Raw genomic sequence first — 19032 nt, 5'->3', positions numbered from 1 at the left:
TTACCGACCGCGGCATCGATGCGTGGATCTTTGCCGCCGCACAGCGAGGGATCGAGTATGCGTACACTCGCCTTCGACGGCCGGATGGGAGCCAGCGGCGATATGCTGCTCGCAGCGCTGCTGGCGGCCGGTGCGGACCCCGACGTTCTCGCTCCTGTCGAGGACGCGCTCGGCATCCGGTACGACGTCGACACCGTCGACAAAAACGGGATCGCCGCGATGCGGGTCCGGGTGTTGCTCGACGAGGACGAGGCAGCGTCCGACGATCACGGTCACGATCACGACCAGAGCGAGGACGGTCACGACGAGGACGGTCACAACCACGACTATTCCCACAGCCACACACATACCCACGCCCACGAGCATTCTCACGACGACCACGACCACTCTCATAGTCACGGCCACTCCCACGACGGCGATCACGGTCACGACCACCCGACCGAGACCCCCGCCGAGGGCCACGGGCCGCACCGAACCTACGCCGAGGTCGTCGAACTCGTCGAGGCGATGGCGCTCCCCGCGAGCGTCGAGGCGGACGCGACGGCCATTTTCCGCCGGCTCGGGGAGGCCGAGGCCACGGTCCACGACACCGACCTCGAAGACACCCACTTCCACGAGGTCGGTGCGGACGACGCCATCGCGGACGTCGTCGGCGTCGCACTCCTGCTCGACGACCTCGACGTCGAGCGCGTGGTCACGACGCCGCTCTCGACCGGCGACGGGACGCAGGGGATGGCCCACGGCGAATATCCGATCCCCGCGCCCGCCGTCGTCGAGATCGCGACCGACGCCGACTGGGCGCTCCGCGGCGGCCCAGTCGACGCGGAACTGCTGACACCCACCGGCGCGGCAATTCTCGCGCACATCGCCGAGGGTGTCGACACACTGCCGACGCTGGACGTCGACGCCGCGGGCTACGGGGCAGGCGGATACGACTTCCCGGACCGGCCGAACGTCCTCCGCGCGATCGTCGGCGACGGCGGCGAACGGCTCGTCCGCGACGAGATCACCGTCTTAGAGACGAACCTCGACGACGCCGCGCCCGAACTGCTCGGGAGCCTCCAGGAGACGCTGCAGGAAGCCGGCGCGCGCGACGTGAGTATCCTGCCGGCGACGATGAAGAAGTCGCGGCCGGGCCACCTGGTAAAAGTGATCGCCAAGCCCGAGGACGCCGAGCGCGTCGCCCACCGGCTGGCGGTCGAGACCGGAACGCTCGGCGTCCGTGAGCACGGGGCCGGACACCGCTGGGTCGCCTCCCGCGAGTTCCGGACGGCGACGCTGGACGTCGACGGCGAACGCTACGAGGTCGCCGTCAAGGTCGCGGCCGACGCGGACGGCGAGATCTACGACTACAGCGCGGAGTACGACGACGCGCTCGCGGTCACCGAGGCGACCGACCTCCCCGTCCGCGAGGTGATGCGGCGCGCCGAGAACGCCGTCCGGGACGCGGAGTAACCGGCTCGGCCTCAGTTACTGTCGCTGCGTGGCTGCTCTCGCGATTTCTCGTCTTCGATCTCGTTCTCGCCCTCGTCCCCGTCCTCTGCGTCGCGCTCGCGGTGCGTCGCGAGCGCCTCGCTGACTGTGAGTTCGCCGGCGGCGACGCGCCGCGCGAGCCCTTCGTCGATCGTTCGTCCGTCGGCCGACTGCTCGCGCGAACGGTCCTTGATGCGCTGGAGTTCGCCTGCGGTCGGCTCGATCTCTCTGGACTCCCGCTCCTCGCCCGAGAGCCGCGCGATGTTGACCGCGGCGAGGACGTCACCCATCCCGCGCGCGCCGGTCCCGAGATACGGCGTCGTGCCGGTCTCGTCGACGAGTTCGACGGTCACGTCGTCGAGGTCGTTGATCAACTGCGAGCCCTGGAGTCGCGCGCCGTCGCCGACGCGGACGAGCGGGTCGGGCGCGTCGCCGATCTCCCGCCGGATGGTCTCGACAGCGTCAGCGAGTGGGACTTGGAACGCGGAGACGACCGTGTCGCCGTGGAGCACGGCAATTCCCGGGCGCGTTCCGGGGTCGACCCCGACGATCGTTCGGCCGCCGCCCCCGCGGAGAATCGAAACCGCCTCCTCGACCGCACGACGGGCCTCCTCGGGCGTCGCGGTCACCGAATCGACGCCTGCCGGGAGCGTGAGGTCGTCCTCGGGTGACCGGATCACCACCCGAGCGCGCTCGGGAAGCGCTTCGCTCGGCGTCTGGGTGGTGAACGTCACCCCGCGATCCCGCAGTTCGTCGACGACGTCGTGATAGAGCTCGAAGTCGTCGGTGGCGACGACGATCACTGCGCGGTGTTTCGGCGTCTCGGTATAAAAGGTGTCGTGCCTCGAGGGCTGGCCGGCGCGGTGCGACGGGTCGTTTGATCGGGCGGCACGGCAGCGCGCGGGACCGGGGAGTTTTTCGCCGAAGCCGCCCGAGACTCCGGCGTGTCCGACGCACTCACCACGGGGTGCCGAGCGCTCGACGACCTGTTGGGGGGCGGCCTCGAGCGCGGCACCGTCACGCAACTCTACGGCCCGCCGGCCGCGGGGAAGACAAACGTCGCGCTCTCTGCAGCCGTCAACGTCGCGGCCGACGGCGGAACGGCCGTCTACATCGACACCGAGGGGCTCTCGGTCGATCGTTTCCGACAGCTCGCGGAGGCCGCGTCCGACGAGGGGCAAACGGTCGAAGACGTCACCTCCCGGCTCATCGTCTCGGAGGCCCACGACTTCGAAGAGCAAGAGGAGGCCGTCCGCGACGCCGAAGGGTTCGCCGAGCGCGCGGAGTTGATCGTCCTCGACAGCGCCACCGGGTTTTACCGGCTCGAACGGACCGGCGACGGCGACGCCGGCGAATCGCTCCGCCGCGTCGCCCGGCAGGTGACGCATCTGCTCTCGCTGGCGCGAAAGCACGACCTCGCGGTGGCCATCACGAATCAGGTGTTCACCGACCCCGACAGCGACCGCACGAGGGCGCTCGGGGGTCACACGCTGGAACACTGGACCGGCGCAGTCGTGCGACTCGAACGGTTCCGCGGCGGGAATCGCCGAGCGACGCTGGAAAAGCATCGCGCGAAGCCCGCCGGCGAGTCTGCGACCTTCGAGATCACCGGCGACGGCCTGTCGGCTGTCGAACTGTAGGCAGTCGAAAAAGGCAGGGAGAGCCGGTTACAGTTCGCCGAGCTTCCGGATGAGCTGCCCGCGGTACTTCTCGTCGGCGTTGAGGCCTTTCATCTCTAAGACGTTGCGTTCGAGCTTGTCGAGCGCGACGTGGAAGGCGTGCTCTGCGCCGTAGCCCTCACCGCTGCCGGCGACCTGTCCGTGGCTGGTCCGCAGGCGGATCTGACACTGGATGAGCGGCGTGCCCCGGAGCTTCTCTTTGTGCTCGTGGAAGCGGACGTGCGCGTGGAAGACCTGCATCTGCTGGTACTTGTCGACCACGGTGGTGATCGACTCGACGATCTCCTGACGGGAGAGCGTCTCCAGCAGGCTGACGTTCGTGATCTGGACGTCCATACTCTCTTCTTCGGTGAAGGTGAGCGCCCGGAGGACGTCCGTCTTCGTGACGATCCCCTGGATCAGTTGGTCGTCCGCGGTCACGACGAGGCCGGAGATGTCGTTTTCGAACATCCGTTCGACGGCCTCGTCGACGCTCTCTGCGGGCGTCGTCGTGACGACCGGCGAAGACATCAGGTCGTATACGGGCAGATCGAGCATCCGGTCGAGATCGCCGCGCCGGTCGCCGCGACCCTGTCGGCTGTCGTCGCGGACGACGAACTCGACGAGGTCGTGGGTGGTCACGATACCGGCGAGCTTGCCGGAGTCCTCGTCGACGACGGGGAGTCGCGAGATTCCGTGCTCCCGGAGTTTGTTGATCGCCTGTCCCACGTGGGACTTCTCGCCGACGCTGACGACGTCCTCGGTGTAGATGTCGTCGACGCTGATCGCATCGAGGCTGTCGATGACGGCCTCGAGGATCGCGTCGCTGGCGACGATGCCGTAGAGCTTCTCACCCTCGAAGACGGGCGCGACCTTGACGTCGCCTTCGACGAGCATCCGTGCGACTTCCCGGACGTCCTCGTGGCGGTCGACGCGGGGCGCGGACTTCATAACGACGGAGGCCTTCGTATCGTCTTCCATCCGGGAACGTACGAGCTGTTTTTCGCCGATCACGCCGACGTAGTCGCCGTCCTCCGTGACGACAATTCCGCGGGGGTTTTCCCGCTCGAAGATGGCACGAATCTTCCCTAAGCGCTTGTCGACGTCGACCTCGACGAAATCAGGAGTGGCAATATCAGTAATATCCATAGTCGGAGTAGCCTCCAGTTGGTCGTACGCCGGCTGCTGTCTTGAAACTTCGTCCCGTTCCCAGCGGACTGGTAGCAGCGACACCCGAAATAGCTCGACCGCCCGCGGTTTCGAGTCCTGACGAGATGGACGTGACCGATTCGACGGTCTCGCCCGATCCGATCAGCCTCAGTCGCCTGCCCGCGCGTTGTCGAACTGCTCTGCGGGCAGTCGGAGCTCGGCGAGGCCGGGCAGCCGCTCGATGTTGAAGACGACTTTCAGATCGTCGGTGACTGGTTCTCCGATACAGGAGAGGCGGATCCCCTGTTCTTTCATCTCGTCAGTCAGGACGGTGCTCACCGGCATCTCGAGTTCGCCCTCGACGACGGCGACAGCGCAGTTCGCGCACGCGCCGCCCCGGCAGGCGTAGGGCCACGAGAAGCCGTACCGTTCGGCGGCTTCCAGGAGAGTCTCTTGGGGCTCGACGACGAGCAGGCCGTGGCTGTCGACACCGAGGTCGGCTGCTTCGGCCTTCTCGAAGAGGTCTTTGTCGGTCAGCTCCCAGCCCTGCGATTCGACGACCTCGTAATCCAGGTACTCGACGGTGGGACCGAGTTCCTCGTCTTCGTCGTCTTCTTCCTCCTCCGCACCGGAGGCTCCGGGCTGCGTCCCTGACGTCCCGGGTTCCCGTTCGCGGTCGGCCGCACCTGCCCCACCAGACTGGGCAGTATCGGCGTGTCCGTTTTCCAGGTGCGCATCGAACGTGGACGGGTCTCGACCGGCAGTGATGTGTTCGTACGCGCGCCGGACGCGTTTGAATTCCGCGAGCGACCCCCCGTGGTCGGGATGGGCGTCTTTGACTCGCCGGCGATACGCCCTGACGACCTCGTCCTCGTCGGCGTCGGCGTCGATTCCAAGTACGTCGTACGGCGACTCCACGCGCACGGCTTAGGAGATGACGGGGTTAAGTCCTCTCCTCAATGCCACGCGCTGAAAACGATGCTCGACGACCCGGGTCACCCGCGGGACGGCCTGCCCGGGGTCACCGATGTCGGCGCGCGAGGAGCGCGGCAGCCACCACGGCAACGACGCTGGCGGCGGGCCCGAACCCGGGCGCGGACTGCTCCGTAGATGCCGGTGCCGTCGTCGCTGTCGACGTCGGTTGGGATTGAGTGGTCTCTGCCGGTCCGACCGCCGACGACGCAGCGGGGGTGACTGTCGGCGTGATCGTCGACTCTTCGGCGGCCGAGACGCCGCTCCCGTCACGGGACTCGGTTCCGATCGCGAACACCGAGAACCCGGGTGTAGATGCCTCGTACGTACCGTTCCCGATGTGCGTGGTGTTCAGTCGCTGCCACGCGCCGTCGTGGTGCCGGTAGAGCCGTACCTGCTCGGGAGCGATTCCGGCCGCCAGCGACGCATTCGACACGGAGACGCGTAGCGTCGCGTTGCTGATCTGGTCGTCCGACACGCCGGTCGCGTCCGCGTGGAAGTAGCCGACGGGGTCCCCGTCGGTCAGTTCGGGCACGTCCGCCGTCGTCCGCGTCGGGGGCGTCACCGAGACTCGCAGGCTCTCCGTGTCGCTGGCTGGGGTGATACGTACCTCCGTCACCGCGCCGACGTCCGACTGCGTCCGATTACCGAACGCCGCGCCGACGGTCTCACCGGACTTGGCGTTCCGGACGCTGAGTTCGGCACCGCCGTCGGTTTCAGTGAGATTCGAGGTCGTCTTCGGCGTCGGAGTCGGCGTGGGTGTCGCGGTCGGTGCAGGCGCCGGTGCGGGTGCGCCACCGCCGCCACCACTGCCGCCGCTACTCCCACCGCTGCTCCCGCCGTCCCCGCTGCCGGGCACCGAAAGGGCGTTGGTCGACGCAGTCTTCGCGTTTCCAACTGCGTCGGTCGCGGTCACCGCGACTGTATACGACTCGTCCGGTCCGATCGCAGCGCCGTCGACGGTGAAGTTGCCGGTGTAGGTATCGTCGGCGTCCGCATCGCGCAGGTCGATCGTCCCGCCACCAAAGGCCGAGGCGTCGGCCTCGACCGACGCGACGCTGCCGCCGTCTGTGACGGTCGCCGCGACCCGGACGCGGTCGCCGTCGGCCACCGTCCCGTCGCCGTCCGTCTGGTCACTGATCGTCGGGTTTCGCACCGTCGGCGGCGTCGCGTCCGGCGCGACTTCGACGTCACCCGCGGAGTAGTGGATCGGGACTTCGAGTCGGATGCCCTCGGCCGTCACTGTGCTCGACGCTGGCTCCGCCGTCGTCCCGATCGCTGAGACCTCGATGTTCGCCGGATCGGAGACGCCCCAGTCGTCGAGTACGGCCGTCGGGAGGAACGCGGTGAAGAATCCCTGGTTCTGTCCGCCGTCGACGTTGTAGTGCGGAGCGGCGACGTAGAGACGCAGTCCGCCGGTAGTTTCGTCGTACTCCGGCGCTCCGAACGATTGTGCGTCGGTCGTCAGCATCGCGCCCGCGAATCTGTCGCGCCGCGCGGGGTCGAACGATCCCAGATCGGAGACCGCCATATCGATCGACGCGTTCGCGCTGACGTCTGCGCGGTCGGTCTCCGACCAGGGGGCGTTCGTCCCGTCGAGCTGTGATTGGTTGTACTGCACGTCGGCTGGGGTGGTCGTGACGTTGATCGTCGTCGTATCCGCATCCAGGGTGGTGGTGTCCCACGTCGCGTTTCGGCCCGCACCCAGGAGGAGACGCGGGGTCCAGTCGGCCACGGTGACGTTGATCGCGAGCCGCGTGTCCGAGGCGACACCGATGTCCGAGAGGTCCGTGCGGTTGACGAGGTCCGAATCCGATTTATCCCGGAGTTGCATCTGGAGCAGTCCGTCGGGTCCCTGCGTGAGGTAGACTCGCGACGTGAGGTTGGCGCTGTCCGGTTCGGGGCCGCTCAGATGCTCGACCGTAACGTCTTCCACGACGAGTTGGACGCTCGCGCTCTGGCCGCTCGCGCCGTTGTTTCCTGCCGAGTCGTTGGCCGTAACGAGCGTGGCGCGGTAGCGACCCGCCTCTTTGAGGCCGGTTACGTTGAAGTAGAATCCGTCTTCACTGCCGAAATCGCCCTCGGTCAACGTCTGGACTGTCGTTCCGGTCGCGGCGTCGGTGATCCGAACTTCGACGTCAGAGAGCGTCTCGCTCGCGCTGAACGTCGTGTACAGGGTCCGCGTGTCGATGACCCGGACCGAGAATCCCGAGACGCTCGGCGTCGTGCGATCGCTGACGTTGAGTTGGAGTTCGTTCGTGTCCGTCGCGTTGCTGTTGCCGGCGTAGTCGACTGCGGTTATCGGAACCGCGTAGCTGCCGTTTGGCGACGTCTCGTCGGCGTCGACCGCGAAGGTCGCGTTGTAGACTGCATCGCCGTCAGCGTCGGTGAGCGTGACCGTTCCAGCCCCGAAGGCGGAGGCGTCGGCAGTCACGCGATCCACTCCGCTCTCGGCGTCAGTCGCAGTCGCGTTGATCGTCACCGAATCGAGTGCGGTCACCGCTCCGTCGCCGTCCGACAGGTCGACCGCTGTCGCGTCGGTGATCGACGGCGGTTCTGCGTCGGTCAACTGGAGCGTGTTCGTCTGAATCGTGTCGTCGTTCTCGGCAACGTCGTACGCCGTGATCGGAACGGTGTACGCCGCACCGTAGGCGTCCGGCGGCGCGTCGACCGTGAACGTCGCGTTGTACTCTGCATCCCCGTCGGAGTCGGTGAGTGTGATCGTCCCCGCGCCGAACGCCGAGACGTTCGCCGTGACGTTCTTCACGCCGCTGTCGTCGTCGGTCACGGTGGCGTTGACGGTCACCGTGTCGCCTTCGACGACGACCCCGTCGCTGTCCGTCGCGTCGATGGCGGCGGCGTTCGTGAGCGACGGCGACGTGGTCTCTGAATAGCTGACGGATCCGACCGCTGCAGCGGCATCGACGAGGCCCGACCCGGCGCCGTTGTCTGGCTCAGTCCCAGGGACGGCGCTCTCGTTCGCGGTCGTTTCGAGCACCGAGATCGTCTCGCTCGGGCTCAGAGAATCGTTCTTGTCTGCCAACAGCGCGATGACGCCGCCGGCGTGGGGGGCCGACGCGGACGTTCCGAAGAAGCGATCGGGTTCGTTCGCGTCCGTCGAGACCCCATCAGGTGCGACGATATCGGGCTTAATTCGGCCGTCGAGTGTCGGCCCGCGCGAGGAGAAGGCTTCGACCTCGTCGGTATCGTACCGCGTCGCACCGACGGTCAGCACTGCGTCCGTCGTCGGATTAGTCACGCTCCGAGCAGCTGTGGACGGCGTGAGCGACTGTTTGTCGCCGCTGAACAGCGTGAAATTGACTGGTTCCGTCGCCGCGTTTTCACGCTTGATGGCGAGGTAATAGGTGCCCGAACCGACGGTTAATTGCTCGGTTGGCTTCCAAGAAGATCCGTCTTGAGTGTTGGTTGACCGGTCTAACCGATCGTCGGGATAAGCGCTCTTACTATCGTACAGGTACAGATCGTAGTTCTGGTCGCTTGTGGGCCAGTCGTCCCACTGCAGCCACACGCTCCCGCTTCCACTGCTTTCGACGGTCAGCAACTCCCGGTCGCTCGTGAAGTTCAGCCAGCCGTCGCCGTCACCGTCCTGCCAACTCCCGTGCCAGTGATTCCCGTTGGCCGCGTTTCCGGAGGAGACGCTCCAGACCGTGCCGTTTGCCGCGGACTGCTCGAACTCCTCGTTGAACGCGCCGCTGCCGTCCAGCGGCCCCACGTTGTACCACGACAGCGACATCACGGCCACGTCGACGGACGTGTCCTCGCGGATGTAATCCATCGCATCGAGGAGGTCGACGCCGGATTCGACGTCGATCAGCACCAGCGAGACGTTCGGAGCGGTGTCGACGACGACCTCCGAGACCGCAGTCCCGTGTGCGTCCGAGGTGTTCGTGAAGCCCCCTCCAGGATTGTACACGTCGGCGACGTTGTCGCTGATCTCCGGATTCGTCGCATTGAATTCCATATCGACCACGGCGACGGTGACGTTGTCGCCGTAGTGGCCTGCAGTGTACGCGCCGGAGGTGTTCATCGTCGCCAGCCCTTCGCTCACGACGCTCCCGCGGTCGACGGTGGCCGTCGTCGGACGGTTCGGCCGGCGGATGCGTTCGACGGCGGGCGTGTTCGCGACGGCCGTCAGCGCCGATCGCGGGAGCCGCGCCTGCACGAGATTCCCGTGTCTGAGTGCGACGTTGCCTGCGTTGCCGCGAACGCGATCAGCGACGGCGTCCCCGTCCCCTGCCGCTGCTTCGACGACGACGTCGACCATCTCTCCGCTCTGTGCCGTTCCGCTCTGTGCGTCAGTCGTGAGCGATGGTCCAGACGACGACGTTGCGGTCTGATCGTCGAGGAGTCCGGATTCGATCTTGACCTCCGGTGGAGTCGCGTTCGCGTCGTCGTTCGAGGCAGTCGCACTCTGATCTGTGGGTGTTCCAATGTCGGAGGCAGACAGCGAGCTACTGTCGCGAGCTGCCGTATTCGTCGCACCACCGGCCCCGACCGCAGGGACCGCACCCGCCGCAATCAGGACGGTGACCGTCGCGAGGACGAGAAGCGTTTTTCGGTCCATCTTACGTCGGCTGTGGCTCCTTCGGCGGTCGGACCGCAGAGACGTTCTCGTGTCGCGAGAGGCCGACGAGTTGGTCGACTGCGACGTAGCCTTGGACGAGTTGGCCGTGCCGCAGTTCGACGCGCACGTCGTACCCCTCCGGAAGCGATGCGCCCGCAGTCAACTCGACCACGACCTGGACCGATCCATTGTCGTAGGTCAGACCGGCTTCTGACGCGTACTCGGATCGGTTATCGGCAGTCACGAGCCCGTACAATCGCTGATCGAGGTTCGGCGGGTGCGACGGTTGGGTGGTCGTGGCTGTCGCGGTCCGCGTTGGCTCCGGCGCCGGCGTCTCGGCCGTCTGTGGAGATCCGGCACAGCCGGCGAATACTACCAGGAAAAAGATAATTACGCTATGTGGCTTGAACATCGGTGCGACGGTAGATGTCTCCTACTTTGAGGTTCACGGTATGAGCGTTGTGACTCGGCGCCGTCGCTCCGAACTGATTATGAGTACGGTGGGATTACCCTCGCTATGCCTCTCTCAGCGTCAGCTTATCACTCCCTCTTCGAGGCCGACCCGGACGGCCTCGTGCTTCTCGACTCGCCGGCGGGCGTCGTTCGCGAGTGCAACCAACAGTTCTGCGGTGTCGTGGGTCGGCAACGAGACGACCTCGTCGGTCGGGCGTTTGCGACGCTCACGTCGTCTGACAGAGACGTCGCCTCGGCCCTCGGCGGCGACGACACTGGCGCTGATACCCTCGTCGTTCGACTGACGACCGGCGTCGGCGACGTGGTCCCCGTCGAACTGCGTACGTCGACTGTCGAGCTCGACGGTGACGACGGTGGCGAGGAGTTCGTACTCGTTCGGGTGAGACGGGTGTCATCCGGCACACACGAACCCGAACTCGAACGAAAATCGAAGGTCGTCGACGAAGCTCCGATCGGGATCACGATCAGCGACCCCGACCAGGAAGACAACCCGCTGATCTACGCGAACGAGACATTTCAGGACCTCACTGGCTACGCCACGGAAGAAATTGTCGGCCGCAACTGCCGATTCCTGCAGGGCGAGAAGACCGATCCGGACGCTGTCGCGGCGATGCGCGAGGCGATCGATGCGGAGGAACCCGTCACAGTCGAACTCTGCAACTACCGCAAAGACGGCTCCGAGTTCTACAACCGGATCACGGTCGCCCCGCTGTACGACGACGCGGGCACGCTCACCAACTACGTCGGCTTCCAGTACGACGTCACCGAACGCGAACAGTACAGACAGAAGCTCGAGCTCTCCCACAATTTGCTGAAGACTGTTCCCAGTGGCGTCTTCCGAACCGATCCGACGCCGGACGGCACGTTCGAGTACGTCAACCCCGCGCTCGTGTCGCTCTTAGATGCCACCTCGGCCGACCAACTCCGCGGGCGGCGCGTGGCGGAGTTCTACGTAGACCCTGCAGCGCGCAGTGACTTGATGGAGGCGCTACGGAACACCGACGGTGACCAGGTCAGACGCGAGGTGCAACTCGAAACCCTCGACGGCGCGACGAAGGACGTGATCGTCACGGCGTCGCTGTCGGAAGACGCGGCGGGCAACGAACACGTCCACAAGGTGGTTCAAGACATCGCCGAGCGCAAGGAACGCGAACAGGCGCTCGAACGCTACGAACGACTCGTCACGAACCTCCCGGTCGGCGTCTATCAGCACACACCCGGCCCCGACGACGAGTTCACGCTCCTGAACGACGCGATGGTCGACATTTTCGACGCCGACTCGAAAGCTCACCTGCGCGAGCAACACGTGCGCGATCTCTACGTCGACCCGAGCGAGTACAGCGAGTTCGCCGATCGCCTGCTCGATCAGGGGTTCCTCCAGGACGAGGAGTTCGAACTGGAAACCCTCGCGGGCGAGACGATCTGGGGGGCGGTCACCGCAATCGCCAGAGAGGTTGGCGGTGAGACAGTCATCGACGGCGTCGTGCAGGACATCACCGAGCGCAAACGGTTCCAACAGCGGCTCAAAGAACAGCGGGACAACCTCGACGTGCTGAACCAGATGCTCCGCCACGACATCCGAAACGACCTGCAGTTGGTCACGGCGTACGCCGACTTCCTCACCGACCACGTCGACGACGAGGGCCGAGAGCACATCGAGACGATTCAGGAGGGAGCGATGCACGCGGTAGAACTGACACGAACCGCGCGGAGCATCGCGGACGTGATGCTCACGACCGACGAGGAGCGCCAGCAGGTCGACCTCGCAAACGCGCTCGAAACCGAACTCGACGACGTCCGTTCGACGTACTCGGAGGCGGTAATCACCGTCTCGGGGACGGTTCCCTCGGTGGCGGTGTGGGCAAACGAGATGCTGGGCTCGGTCTTCCGGAATCTGTTGACGAACGCCGTCCAGCACAACGACGAGGAGATCCCGAAAGTGGAGGTGTCGACGACAGAGCGCGAGGAGACCGTCGCCGTCCGAATCGCCGACAACGGGCCGGGCGTGCCAGACAGTCAGAAAGACACGATATTCGGACGTGGCGAGAAAGGACTCGAAAGCGAAGGGACCGGAATGGGACTGTATCTCGTCAAGACGCTGGTCGAAATGTACGGCGGCGACGTCGCAATCGAAGACAAGGCGGCAGGAAACGCCGGCGACGACGCGGACGGAGCCGTCTTCGTGGTCGAGCTTCCGAAAGCGGGCTAATCGCGCAGTCGCGCGGCGTCACTCTTTGGCGATCATCACTTCGCTCGCTTTGATCACGGCCGACACCTCGTCGCCTTCCGCGAGGTCCAACCGGTCTGCGGACCCGCGCGTGATCGTCGAGGTAACTGTCTGACCGTCGCCGAGTTCGACCACCACCTCCGCCGTGATCTCGTCTTTCTTGATCGCGGTCACGGTTCCAGCCAGATCGTTGCGGGCACTGAGTCCCATACACAAGTGTTTGTCTCCTGAAATTAAATAGCTGCTGGCGACGCCTGTGACTCCGACGTGTGCATCGCGGCGGCCGTTACAGTTTTCATCTCCGACCGCCCCGCCCTCGAGCGAGACTCACCGCTGATATTTGGAGCGCAAAAGATACAACGCGAATCGGCGAAACCGCGTGTATGGACGGGCTCGGCGAAGAAGCCGACGGTCGATCGGAGTTCGAGTCTTCCCGGGAGACCGACGCGTCCCACCAGATCGAACTCTACGACCTCATCCTCGACATCTCGACGAGTCTGATGAGCGCCGAGCCCGACGAGTTGGAGACGAAACTGCGATGGGGGCTCGAAAGCGTCGGGACACAGATCGGTGCCGACCGTGGCTACGTCTTCCAGGCTCAGAACGGCGGCTTCGAGAGGACGATCGAGTGGACCGGCGAGGGCGTCGTTCCGTGGAGCGCCCAGCGGCTCGCCCTCGAAGAGTTCGAGTGGCTGCACCCTCGGCTCGAACGCTTCGACAACACGGTCGTTCGGACGAGCGACCTCCCACGGAGCGCCCATCTCCGCGAGTTGCTGTCGAGCGAGGGCGTCGCGTCGGCCGTCTTTCTGCCGATGGTCGACAACTGGTCGCTCGAAGGCTTCGTCGGATTCGACGTCGTCGAGCCCCACCGCCAGTGGGACGACACGGAGGTGAACCTCCTGCGGACGGTCGCCGATATGATTACGCACTCGCTGGGTCGCGTGCGGCGCGAGCAGAAACTCGAAGCCCAGAACGAGCGACTGGAGACGTTCGCGGGCGTCATCTCCCACGACCTCCGGAACCCACTCAACGTCGTGACGGGGTCCCTGCGTCTCGCACAACAGGACCTCGATTCGCCGCACGTCGACCGAGCGGCCCGCGCGGCCGACCGGATGGAGGACCTCATCGAGCAGGTACTGACGTTAGCCACACAGGGTCAAGACATCAGCGACCCCCGCCCTGTCCGGGTCGGGTCGGTCGTCGAGAGCGCGTGGGACACGATCGACACCCGAGCGGCCGAACTACGGATCGAAGACGGGCTCGGCACCGTCGACGGCGACCCAGACCGGCTTCGCGAAGTCTTTGGGAACCTCTTTCGCAACGCGGTCGAACACGGCGGCGACGACGTCCGCGTCCGGGTCGGACCCTGCGCGGAGGGGTTCTACGTCGCAGACGACGGCCCCGGGATTCCGGAGGATGCGCGCGAGTCCGTGTTCGACCGGGGGTACACGACTGGCGGGACGGGACTCGGACTGGCGATCGTCCGGACCATCGTCGAGGCGCACGGCTGGTCGATCCGGGTCCGCGAAAGCGTCGACGGCGGCGCGCGCTTCGTCATCACTGGGGTCTGACTGGGAGTGTCTTTTTGTATTGCACGGGTGATAGGTACACCTACAGTAGCGGTTGCCACTGAGTGCGCGCCCGATCGCACGCCGTCGAGCGATCAGTGCGTGCAGACCTGCAACCGCAACTATCGCGGATACCTCGAGGGAGATCAGATGCGGGTCATCATCGTCGGAGCCGGCGAAGTCGGCTCCAACATCGCAGCCAGCCTCGCCGGGGACCACGACGTCATCGTCATCGACGTCGACCCCGAAAAGGTAGAGGAACTCACGTACACCAGTGACATCCTGGCGATAGAGGGTGACGGGACCTCGTTGGAGACACTCGAAGACGCTGGTCTCCGTGAGTCGGAGATGCTCATTGCCAGCACAGATGTCGACGAGACGAACCTCGTCACCTGTGGGACGGCGAAGACCGCAAGCGACGTCTTCACCATTGCTCGTGTACGAAGTGCGAACTTTCTCGACACGTGGGCGCAGTCGGACGGCGCATTCGGGGTCGACTTTATGGTGTCGACGGACCTGCTGACGGCGAACGACATCGTGCGTGTGGTAGGGGTCCCGGCTGCGGTCGACGTCGAGTTGTTCGCGGGCGGACTCGTCCAGATGGCCGAATTCGAGGTCGCAGGGGACAGCGAGATCGCCGGCCGCACCGTCGAAGAGGCGGACCAATTCGAGGCGCTGACGTTCGCTGCGTTGGTGCAGGACGGCGAAGTCGTGATCGCTCAGGGGCAGACGCCGATCGAGGCCGGAAACAGAGTCATCGTCATCGGCAGCCTGGCGAGTGTCCACGCATTTTCGAGAACTGTCGCACCGGCGGCAACGCCTGACGACGCCCGTGACATTGTCATCGTCGGCGGAAGCAACATCGGATATCACACAGCCAAACTCTTGGAGGAGCGCGGGATCGAACCGCGCCTGATCGAGCAGGACTCCGAGCGGGGTCGGCAACTCGCCGAAAGCCTGCCGAAAACGATCGTATTGGAACACGACGCGACGAACGTGGAGTTCCTCGCTGGCGAGCGCGTCGACCGAGCAGATGCAGTCATTGCAGTGACCGACAGTGACGAAAAGAATCTCCTCGTCTCGCTGCTCGCGAAGAACATCGGCGCTCGACGAACTGTCGCCGTGGTCGAGCAGGGCGATTACGCGAGTCTCTTCGAGGCGGTCGGCATCGACGCCGCGGTCAACCCACGCAAGGCCACGGCGGAGGAGATCGTCCGATTCACCCGGGAAGGACAAATAGAGAACCTCTCGCTCATAGAGGACCGTCAGGCAGAGGTGCTAGAGATCGAAGTAGACACGGAAAGCACTCTCGCTGGACGGCCGATCCGCGAGAGCGTTCGTGCGCTCCCTGCGGGGGTCGTTATCGGGGCAATCGCCCGCGACCACGACCTCGTCGTTCCCCGGGGAGATACGGTGATTAAGCCCGGAGATCACGTGGTTCTTTTCGTGTCTGCAGACACCCTCACTGCTGTGATGAACGCGATATGAGAATCCGAGTCAACTGGCGCGTCAGCTGCCGATTGGTCGGGACCATCCTCAAATGGTTGTGGGTCCCGCTCGTCTTCCCGCTCGGACTCGCCCTCTACGACGGAACGGCGCTACTTCCGTTCGCCCTGCCGATGGTCGGCACTGTAGTCGTTGGCGTCGGCCTCGAACAACTGACCGAAGACCGGGACCTCCAGACGCGAGAGGCGTTTCTGATGGTTTCGCTGACGTGGTTGAGCATTGCACTGGTCGGCGCAGTGCCGTTCGTACTCGCCGATTCTGGTGTGATTGCAGCGCCCGTCGACGCGCTCTTCGAGAGTATGAGCGGCATCACGACGACGGGAGCGACGGTTATCGTCGATTTCGACCGCCACACGCGAGCGATACTGCTGTGGCGGGCAGTCCTCCAGTGGATCGGCGGGCTCGGGATTCTCGTGTTGGCGACGGCGGTGCTGTCCCAGCTCTCTGTCGGTGGGGCACAGCTGATGGAGACCGAAACGCAGACACAGGACGTCAACAAACTCACGCCCCGGATTTCAGAGACGGCAACCCTGCTGTGGAAGATCTACCTCGGACTCACTGGGCTTCAGATAGCCGTCCTCTATGGGCTCCACCTGCTCGGACACGCCCCGAATATGACGCTGTACGATGCCGTCGCGCACGCCTTCACGACGATTTCGACGAGCGGTTTTTCACCACGCGGGGAGAGCATCGCCGCATTCTCTCCCGCCGTCCAGTGGGCGATCATCCCGTTTATGGCGACCGGTGCGACGAGTTTTATGTTGATTTACTTCGTCCTCAGAGGGGACTCCGAGCGGCTCAGACGAAGCGACGAATTTCGGTTCTACGTTGGGATCTTGGCGCTGCTCGCGCTCGGTGTCGGGACTGTGCTGTCCATCGACGGCTCGCCGTACACGAGTGTCGAGGCAATCGCTCGGCACTCTCTGTTCCAAGTCGTCTCGATCGTGACGACGACTGGCTATGCGAGTACGGACTTCAATCTCTGGTCGTCGGGAGCCAAGCATCTCCTGTTCGTCGGGATGTTTATCGGCGGGATGGCCGGCAGTACGACCTGCTCGATCAAGACGCTTCGCTGGCTGGTCGTCGTGAAGGCGTTCCGCCGGGATCTGTTTACGGCCTCGAATCCGAACGCGATCCGGCCGGTTCGCCTCAGTGGAAACGTCGTCGACGAGGGGACGATCCGAGACATCTACGCGTACACTCTCGTCAGCCTCGTGTTCTTCATCGTCGCCACGATTATCGTCGTCGTGGACGCCTCGCGAGTACAGTTGAACGTCTCCGAGTTCGAGGCGATGAGCGCGGCTGCGGCCACGTTCTTCAACGTCGGGCCCGCCTTCGGGATCGCCGGGCCGCTCGAAAGCTACGAGCCGTTTCCGGACTCGACGAAACTCCTGATGACGTTTCTGATGTGGATTGGGCGAATCGAGATCATCCCGGTACTGGTGCTCCTGACGCCGTCGTACTGGCGGTCGTGAGGGTGGCGTCGTCGTCCCCACCGCGGGCTTCATCGTGATCCTGTACTCCTTTTCCGAGCGACGAAGCCTCTCGCTCCCGAAGAAGTCCGAGTCGGACACTCAGAACGCTCCAGATCGATAGCTCCGACACGCGACGCTAATACGAGAGTTCCCGAAGTCCGGGAAACTCCGTGCTTTGCGGACCGAACACGAATCGGTTCGCTAAAGTGAGTACACGCGGGCCGAATCAGTCCTCGGCGGAACTGTCGTACATCGACTCGAACTCCTGCTCGCCGCGGATCAGCTCGTCGACGCCCTCAGTCAACGTCACCGCTCCGAACACGGTCGCCCGGTAGTACGTGTAGAGACCGTCTCGTCCCCGCTCCGTCCGCTGGCGCTTCTCCACGAGACCGACGTCGACGCGGCGACACAGAGCTTCGAATACACACGGTGCGGCAACGCGACTGCGTTTGTGCTGCCCTTTCTCGGCCACAATTTCGGCGTCGGTGAAGAAGCCGGAAGCGTCTTGCAGGCTCTCTCGGAAACCCACAGTGATCGGCTCGTCTTCCTCCACGAGGACGACGTCACGAGCGCGATGATCCGCTCGGCCAAGGTGCGGTGGGATCTCCGCGTCGCCACGTACGAAACGGAGGCCGAGCTCGTCTCGAAACTGCGGCTGTTCGCGGGCGGGGTTATGCAGCGCGAACGTCGCGGAGACCCCGAACGTTTGGAATAGCGGTATCTCGTCGGGGGTCTCGCTCGCCGCGGCTATTCGACACCGACGCTCATACTGTCGGACAGACGTTCGTGAATCATTGTGGCACCCACGGCGTGCCGATGATTTTCACATAGCTCTGTCCGACAGTATCAGAGTCCGGACCCGCCGTCGACCGGGACGGTCGCGCCGTTGACGAAACTCGCGTGCTGGCTGGACAGGAAGGTGACCACCTTCCCCAGGTCGAGCGGCTGCCCCGGCGACTCGTAGGGACAGTCCGCGAGCACGGCGTCCCACGCCGACGTGAGGTCGGCGAATTCGCCGGCTTCGACCCGTCTGGCGAGCAACTCCTCTAAGTCTGCGGTCTCGTGAGGTCCCGGTACGACTGCGTTCACGCGGACGTCGGGCGCGAACGCCGTGGCCTGGCTCTCGACGAGCCCTTGCACCGCGCGCCCGTACGCGGATGCCACCGACAGTTCCTCTGCGAGTGCCGGAATAGCGGGGTTGGCAACGGTGACGACCGTCCCCTGATCGGAGGCTTCGAGGTGCGCGGCAGACTCACGGATGGCCCAGACGACGCTCATAAACAGCCGATCGAACCCGCGGAACCAGTCCTCGTTGGAGACGTCGAGAAAACGCCCCGGTTCGAGTGGTCGCGGTCCCGTCACGAGGTGGTCGATGCCGCCGTACTGGTCGACAGTCTCCTCGACGAGGGCCCCCAGATGGTCAGGGTCGCGCACGTCGAGTTCGAGACCGAAAATCTCGCCCTCGCCGAGCGCGTGGAGCCTGTCGCTGGCGTACGCGAGGTCGTCCAGATTCGGCGCGGCGAGCGCGACCTTCGCCCCCTGCCGCGAGAACGCTTCCGCACAGGCGTGACCGAGGCCGGTCGCACTCCCAGTGACCAGCGCCACGTTGCCTTCTAATCCGAGGTTGAGGTCCATATCTGACGCTTGGATACCAGTCCTAAAAGGTTCCTGCCCAGCGATACTTCAGACCGTCTCTCGACGATGACCGCGACGAAGCGATCGTCGCCCCGTCGTTGGCTTCGTTGTCGACGACGAGCAGTTTGCGGAGCGTGCAGCAGTGGACGAACGGCAGTTTTCGCTGTCTTCCGTGAAGCGCCCACAGAATTCGCAAAACGGCTCTGGAATCCCCCCAGACCTACCGATTACGGTGGATACGTGCCGCTACTCAAGGGACGTATCCCTGCTAGACCGGCTGGTATAAGGGGCGTTCTCCGTGTGTCGATTA

13 protein-coding genes and 2 pseudogenes are annotated in these 19032 nt (G+C 64.9%); 7 read left to right on the top strand and 8 right to left on the bottom strand.

Annotation, left to right across the window (positions count from 1 at the left end; translation table 11 throughout):
* The first annotated feature begins 57 nt into the window (after window positions 1-57).
* Window positions 58-1455, top strand: coding sequence for a nickel pincer cofactor biosynthesis protein LarC (gene larC, locus D3D02_RS06875; protein ID WP_121569253.1), 1398 nt, complete (start codon window positions 58-60; stop codon window positions 1453-1455).
* Between the two features lie 11 nt (window positions 1456-1466).
* Here larC and D3D02_RS06870 read toward each other — a convergent pair whose 3' ends face one another.
* The gene (locus tag D3D02_RS06870; RefSeq protein WP_121569252.1) at window positions 1467-2276 is read right to left on the bottom strand and encodes a hypothetical protein; all 810 of its coding nucleotides are present in this window, start codon (window positions 2274-2276) and stop codon (window positions 1467-1469) included.
* A gap of 141 nt (window positions 2277-2417) precedes the next feature.
* On the opposite strand from D3D02_RS06870, the gene radB reads away from it, so the two are divergent.
* Complete coding sequence (gene radB / locus D3D02_RS06865) at window positions 2418-3113, top strand: DNA repair and recombination protein RadB (RefSeq protein ID WP_121569251.1); 696 nt, start codon at window positions 2418-2420, stop codon at window positions 3111-3113.
* Window positions 3114-3140: 27 nt separating this feature from the next.
* Here radB and D3D02_RS06860 read toward each other — a convergent pair whose 3' ends face one another.
* From D3D02_RS06860 to D3D02_RS20265, 4 genes are all read right to left on the bottom strand, one after another.
* Window positions 3141-4280, bottom strand: a complete 1140-nt coding sequence (locus D3D02_RS06860) for a CBS domain-containing protein (RefSeq protein WP_121569250.1) — start codon at window positions 4278-4280, stop codon at window positions 3141-3143.
* A 168-nt stretch (window positions 4281-4448) separates the two neighbouring features.
* Complete coding sequence (fer, locus tag D3D02_RS06855) at window positions 4449-5198, bottom strand: ferredoxin Fer (RefSeq protein ID WP_121569249.1); 750 nt, start codon at window positions 5196-5198, stop codon at window positions 4449-4451.
* Between the two features lie 103 nt (window positions 5199-5301).
* A complete protein-coding gene (locus D3D02_RS06850) occupies window positions 5302-9837 on the bottom strand; it encodes a S8 family serine peptidase (protein WP_121569248.1) in 4536 nt (1511 codons plus the stop codon).
* 1 nt (window position 9838) lies between these two features.
* Window positions 9839-10249, bottom strand: coding sequence for a hypothetical protein (locus D3D02_RS20265; protein WP_147435582.1), 411 nt, complete (start codon window positions 10247-10249; stop codon window positions 9839-9841).
* A 105-nt stretch (window positions 10250-10354) separates the two neighbouring features.
* Here D3D02_RS20265 and D3D02_RS06840 point away from each other — a divergent pair, with 105 nt between their 5' ends.
* Complete coding sequence (locus tag D3D02_RS06840) at window positions 10355-12520, top strand: PAS domain-containing protein (RefSeq protein WP_121569246.1); 2166 nt, start codon at window positions 10355-10357, stop codon at window positions 12518-12520.
* 18 nt (window positions 12521-12538) lie between these two features.
* On the opposite strand, the gene D3D02_RS06835 is transcribed toward D3D02_RS06840, so the two are convergent.
* The gene (locus D3D02_RS06835; RefSeq protein WP_121569245.1) at window positions 12539-12748 is read right to left on the bottom strand and encodes a molybdopterin-binding protein; all 210 of its coding nucleotides are present in this window, start codon (window positions 12746-12748) and stop codon (window positions 12539-12541) included.
* Between the two features lie 173 nt (window positions 12749-12921).
* On the opposite strand from D3D02_RS06835, the gene D3D02_RS06830 reads away from it, so the two are divergent.
* The 3 genes from D3D02_RS06830 (at window position 12922) to D3D02_RS06820 (ending at window position 17087) form a co-directional block, all read left to right on the top strand.
* A complete protein-coding gene (locus D3D02_RS06830) occupies window positions 12922-14109 on the top strand; it encodes a HAMP domain-containing sensor histidine kinase (protein WP_121569244.1) in 1188 nt (395 codons plus the stop codon).
* Window positions 14110-14256: 147 nt separating this feature from the next.
* Entirely contained in the window at window positions 14257-15594 is a 1338-nt protein-coding gene (gene trkA / locus D3D02_RS06825; protein ID WP_121569517.1) for a Trk system potassium transporter TrkA, read from the top strand.
* A complete protein-coding gene (locus tag D3D02_RS06820) occupies window positions 15591-17087 on the top strand; it encodes a TrkH family potassium uptake protein (RefSeq protein ID WP_121569243.1) in 1497 nt (498 codons plus the stop codon). The genes trkA and D3D02_RS06820 overlap by 4 nt, the downstream gene beginning before the upstream one ends.
* A gap of 226 nt (window positions 17088-17313) precedes the next feature.
* Here D3D02_RS06820 and D3D02_RS06815 read toward each other — a convergent pair.
* A pseudogene (locus D3D02_RS06815) lies at window positions 17314-17499 on the bottom strand (ArsR family transcriptional regulator); the annotation flags it as partial.
* Between D3D02_RS06815 and D3D02_RS06810 the strand changes: the two are divergent.
* Window positions 17479-17802 (top strand): annotated as a pseudogene (locus tag D3D02_RS06810) (hypothetical protein); the annotation flags it as partial. The pseudogenes D3D02_RS06815 and D3D02_RS06810 sit on opposite strands and share 21 nt — an antisense overlap.
* A gap of 131 nt (window positions 17803-17933) precedes the next feature.
* On the opposite strand, the gene D3D02_RS06805 reads toward D3D02_RS06810, so the two are convergent.
* Window positions 17934-18722 carry an SDR family NAD(P)-dependent oxidoreductase gene (locus D3D02_RS06805; RefSeq protein WP_121569242.1) on the bottom strand — a complete coding sequence of 263 codons (789 nt, stop codon included), beginning with the start codon at window positions 18720-18722 and terminating at the stop codon, window positions 17934-17936.
* Window positions 18723-19032 lie beyond the last annotated feature (310 nt).

Origin of the sequence: Halobellus sp. Atlit-38R (genome assembly GCF_003665925.1) — an archaeon.
In the GTDB taxonomy this organism is placed as follows: domain Archaea; phylum Halobacteriota; class Halobacteria; order Halobacteriales; family Haloferacaceae; genus Haloquadratum; species Haloquadratum inordinatus.
The sequence above is the reverse complement of the archived record's forward strand: the minus strand, read 5'-3'. Positions and strand labels throughout refer to the sequence as shown.

Coding starts and splice junctions, on each gene's coding strand:
- D3D02_RS06820 (WP_121569243.1), top strand. CDS start 15,591: ATGAGAATCCGAGTCAACTGGCGCGTCAGCTGCCGATTGGTCGGGACC.
- D3D02_RS06835 (WP_121569245.1), bottom strand. CDS start 12,748: ATGGGACTCAGTGCCCGCAACGATCTGGCTGGAACCGTGACCGCGATC.
- trkA (WP_121569517.1), top strand. CDS start 14,257: ATGCGGGTCATCATCGTCGGAGCCGGCGAAGTCGGCTCCAACATCGCA.
- D3D02_RS06830 (WP_121569244.1), top strand. CDS start 12,922: ATGGACGGGCTCGGCGAAGAAGCCGACGGTCGATCGGAGTTCGAGTCT.
- larC (WP_121569253.1), top strand. CDS start 58: ATGCGTACACTCGCCTTCGACGGCCGGATGGGAGCCAGCGGCGATATG.
- D3D02_RS20265 (WP_147435582.1), bottom strand. CDS start 10,249: ATGTTCAAGCCACATAGCGTAATTATCTTTTTCCTGGTAGTATTCGCC.
- D3D02_RS06850 (WP_121569248.1), bottom strand. CDS start 9,837: ATGGACCGAAAAACGCTTCTCGTCCTCGCGACGGTCACCGTCCTGATT.
- D3D02_RS06840 (WP_121569246.1), top strand. CDS start 10,355: ATGCCTCTCTCAGCGTCAGCTTATCACTCCCTCTTCGAGGCCGACCCG.
- D3D02_RS06860 (WP_121569250.1), bottom strand. CDS start 4,280: ATGGATATTACTGATATTGCCACTCCTGATTTCGTCGAGGTCGACGTC.
- D3D02_RS06805 (WP_121569242.1), bottom strand. CDS start 18,722: ATGGACCTCAACCTCGGATTAGAAGGCAACGTGGCGCTGGTCACTGGG.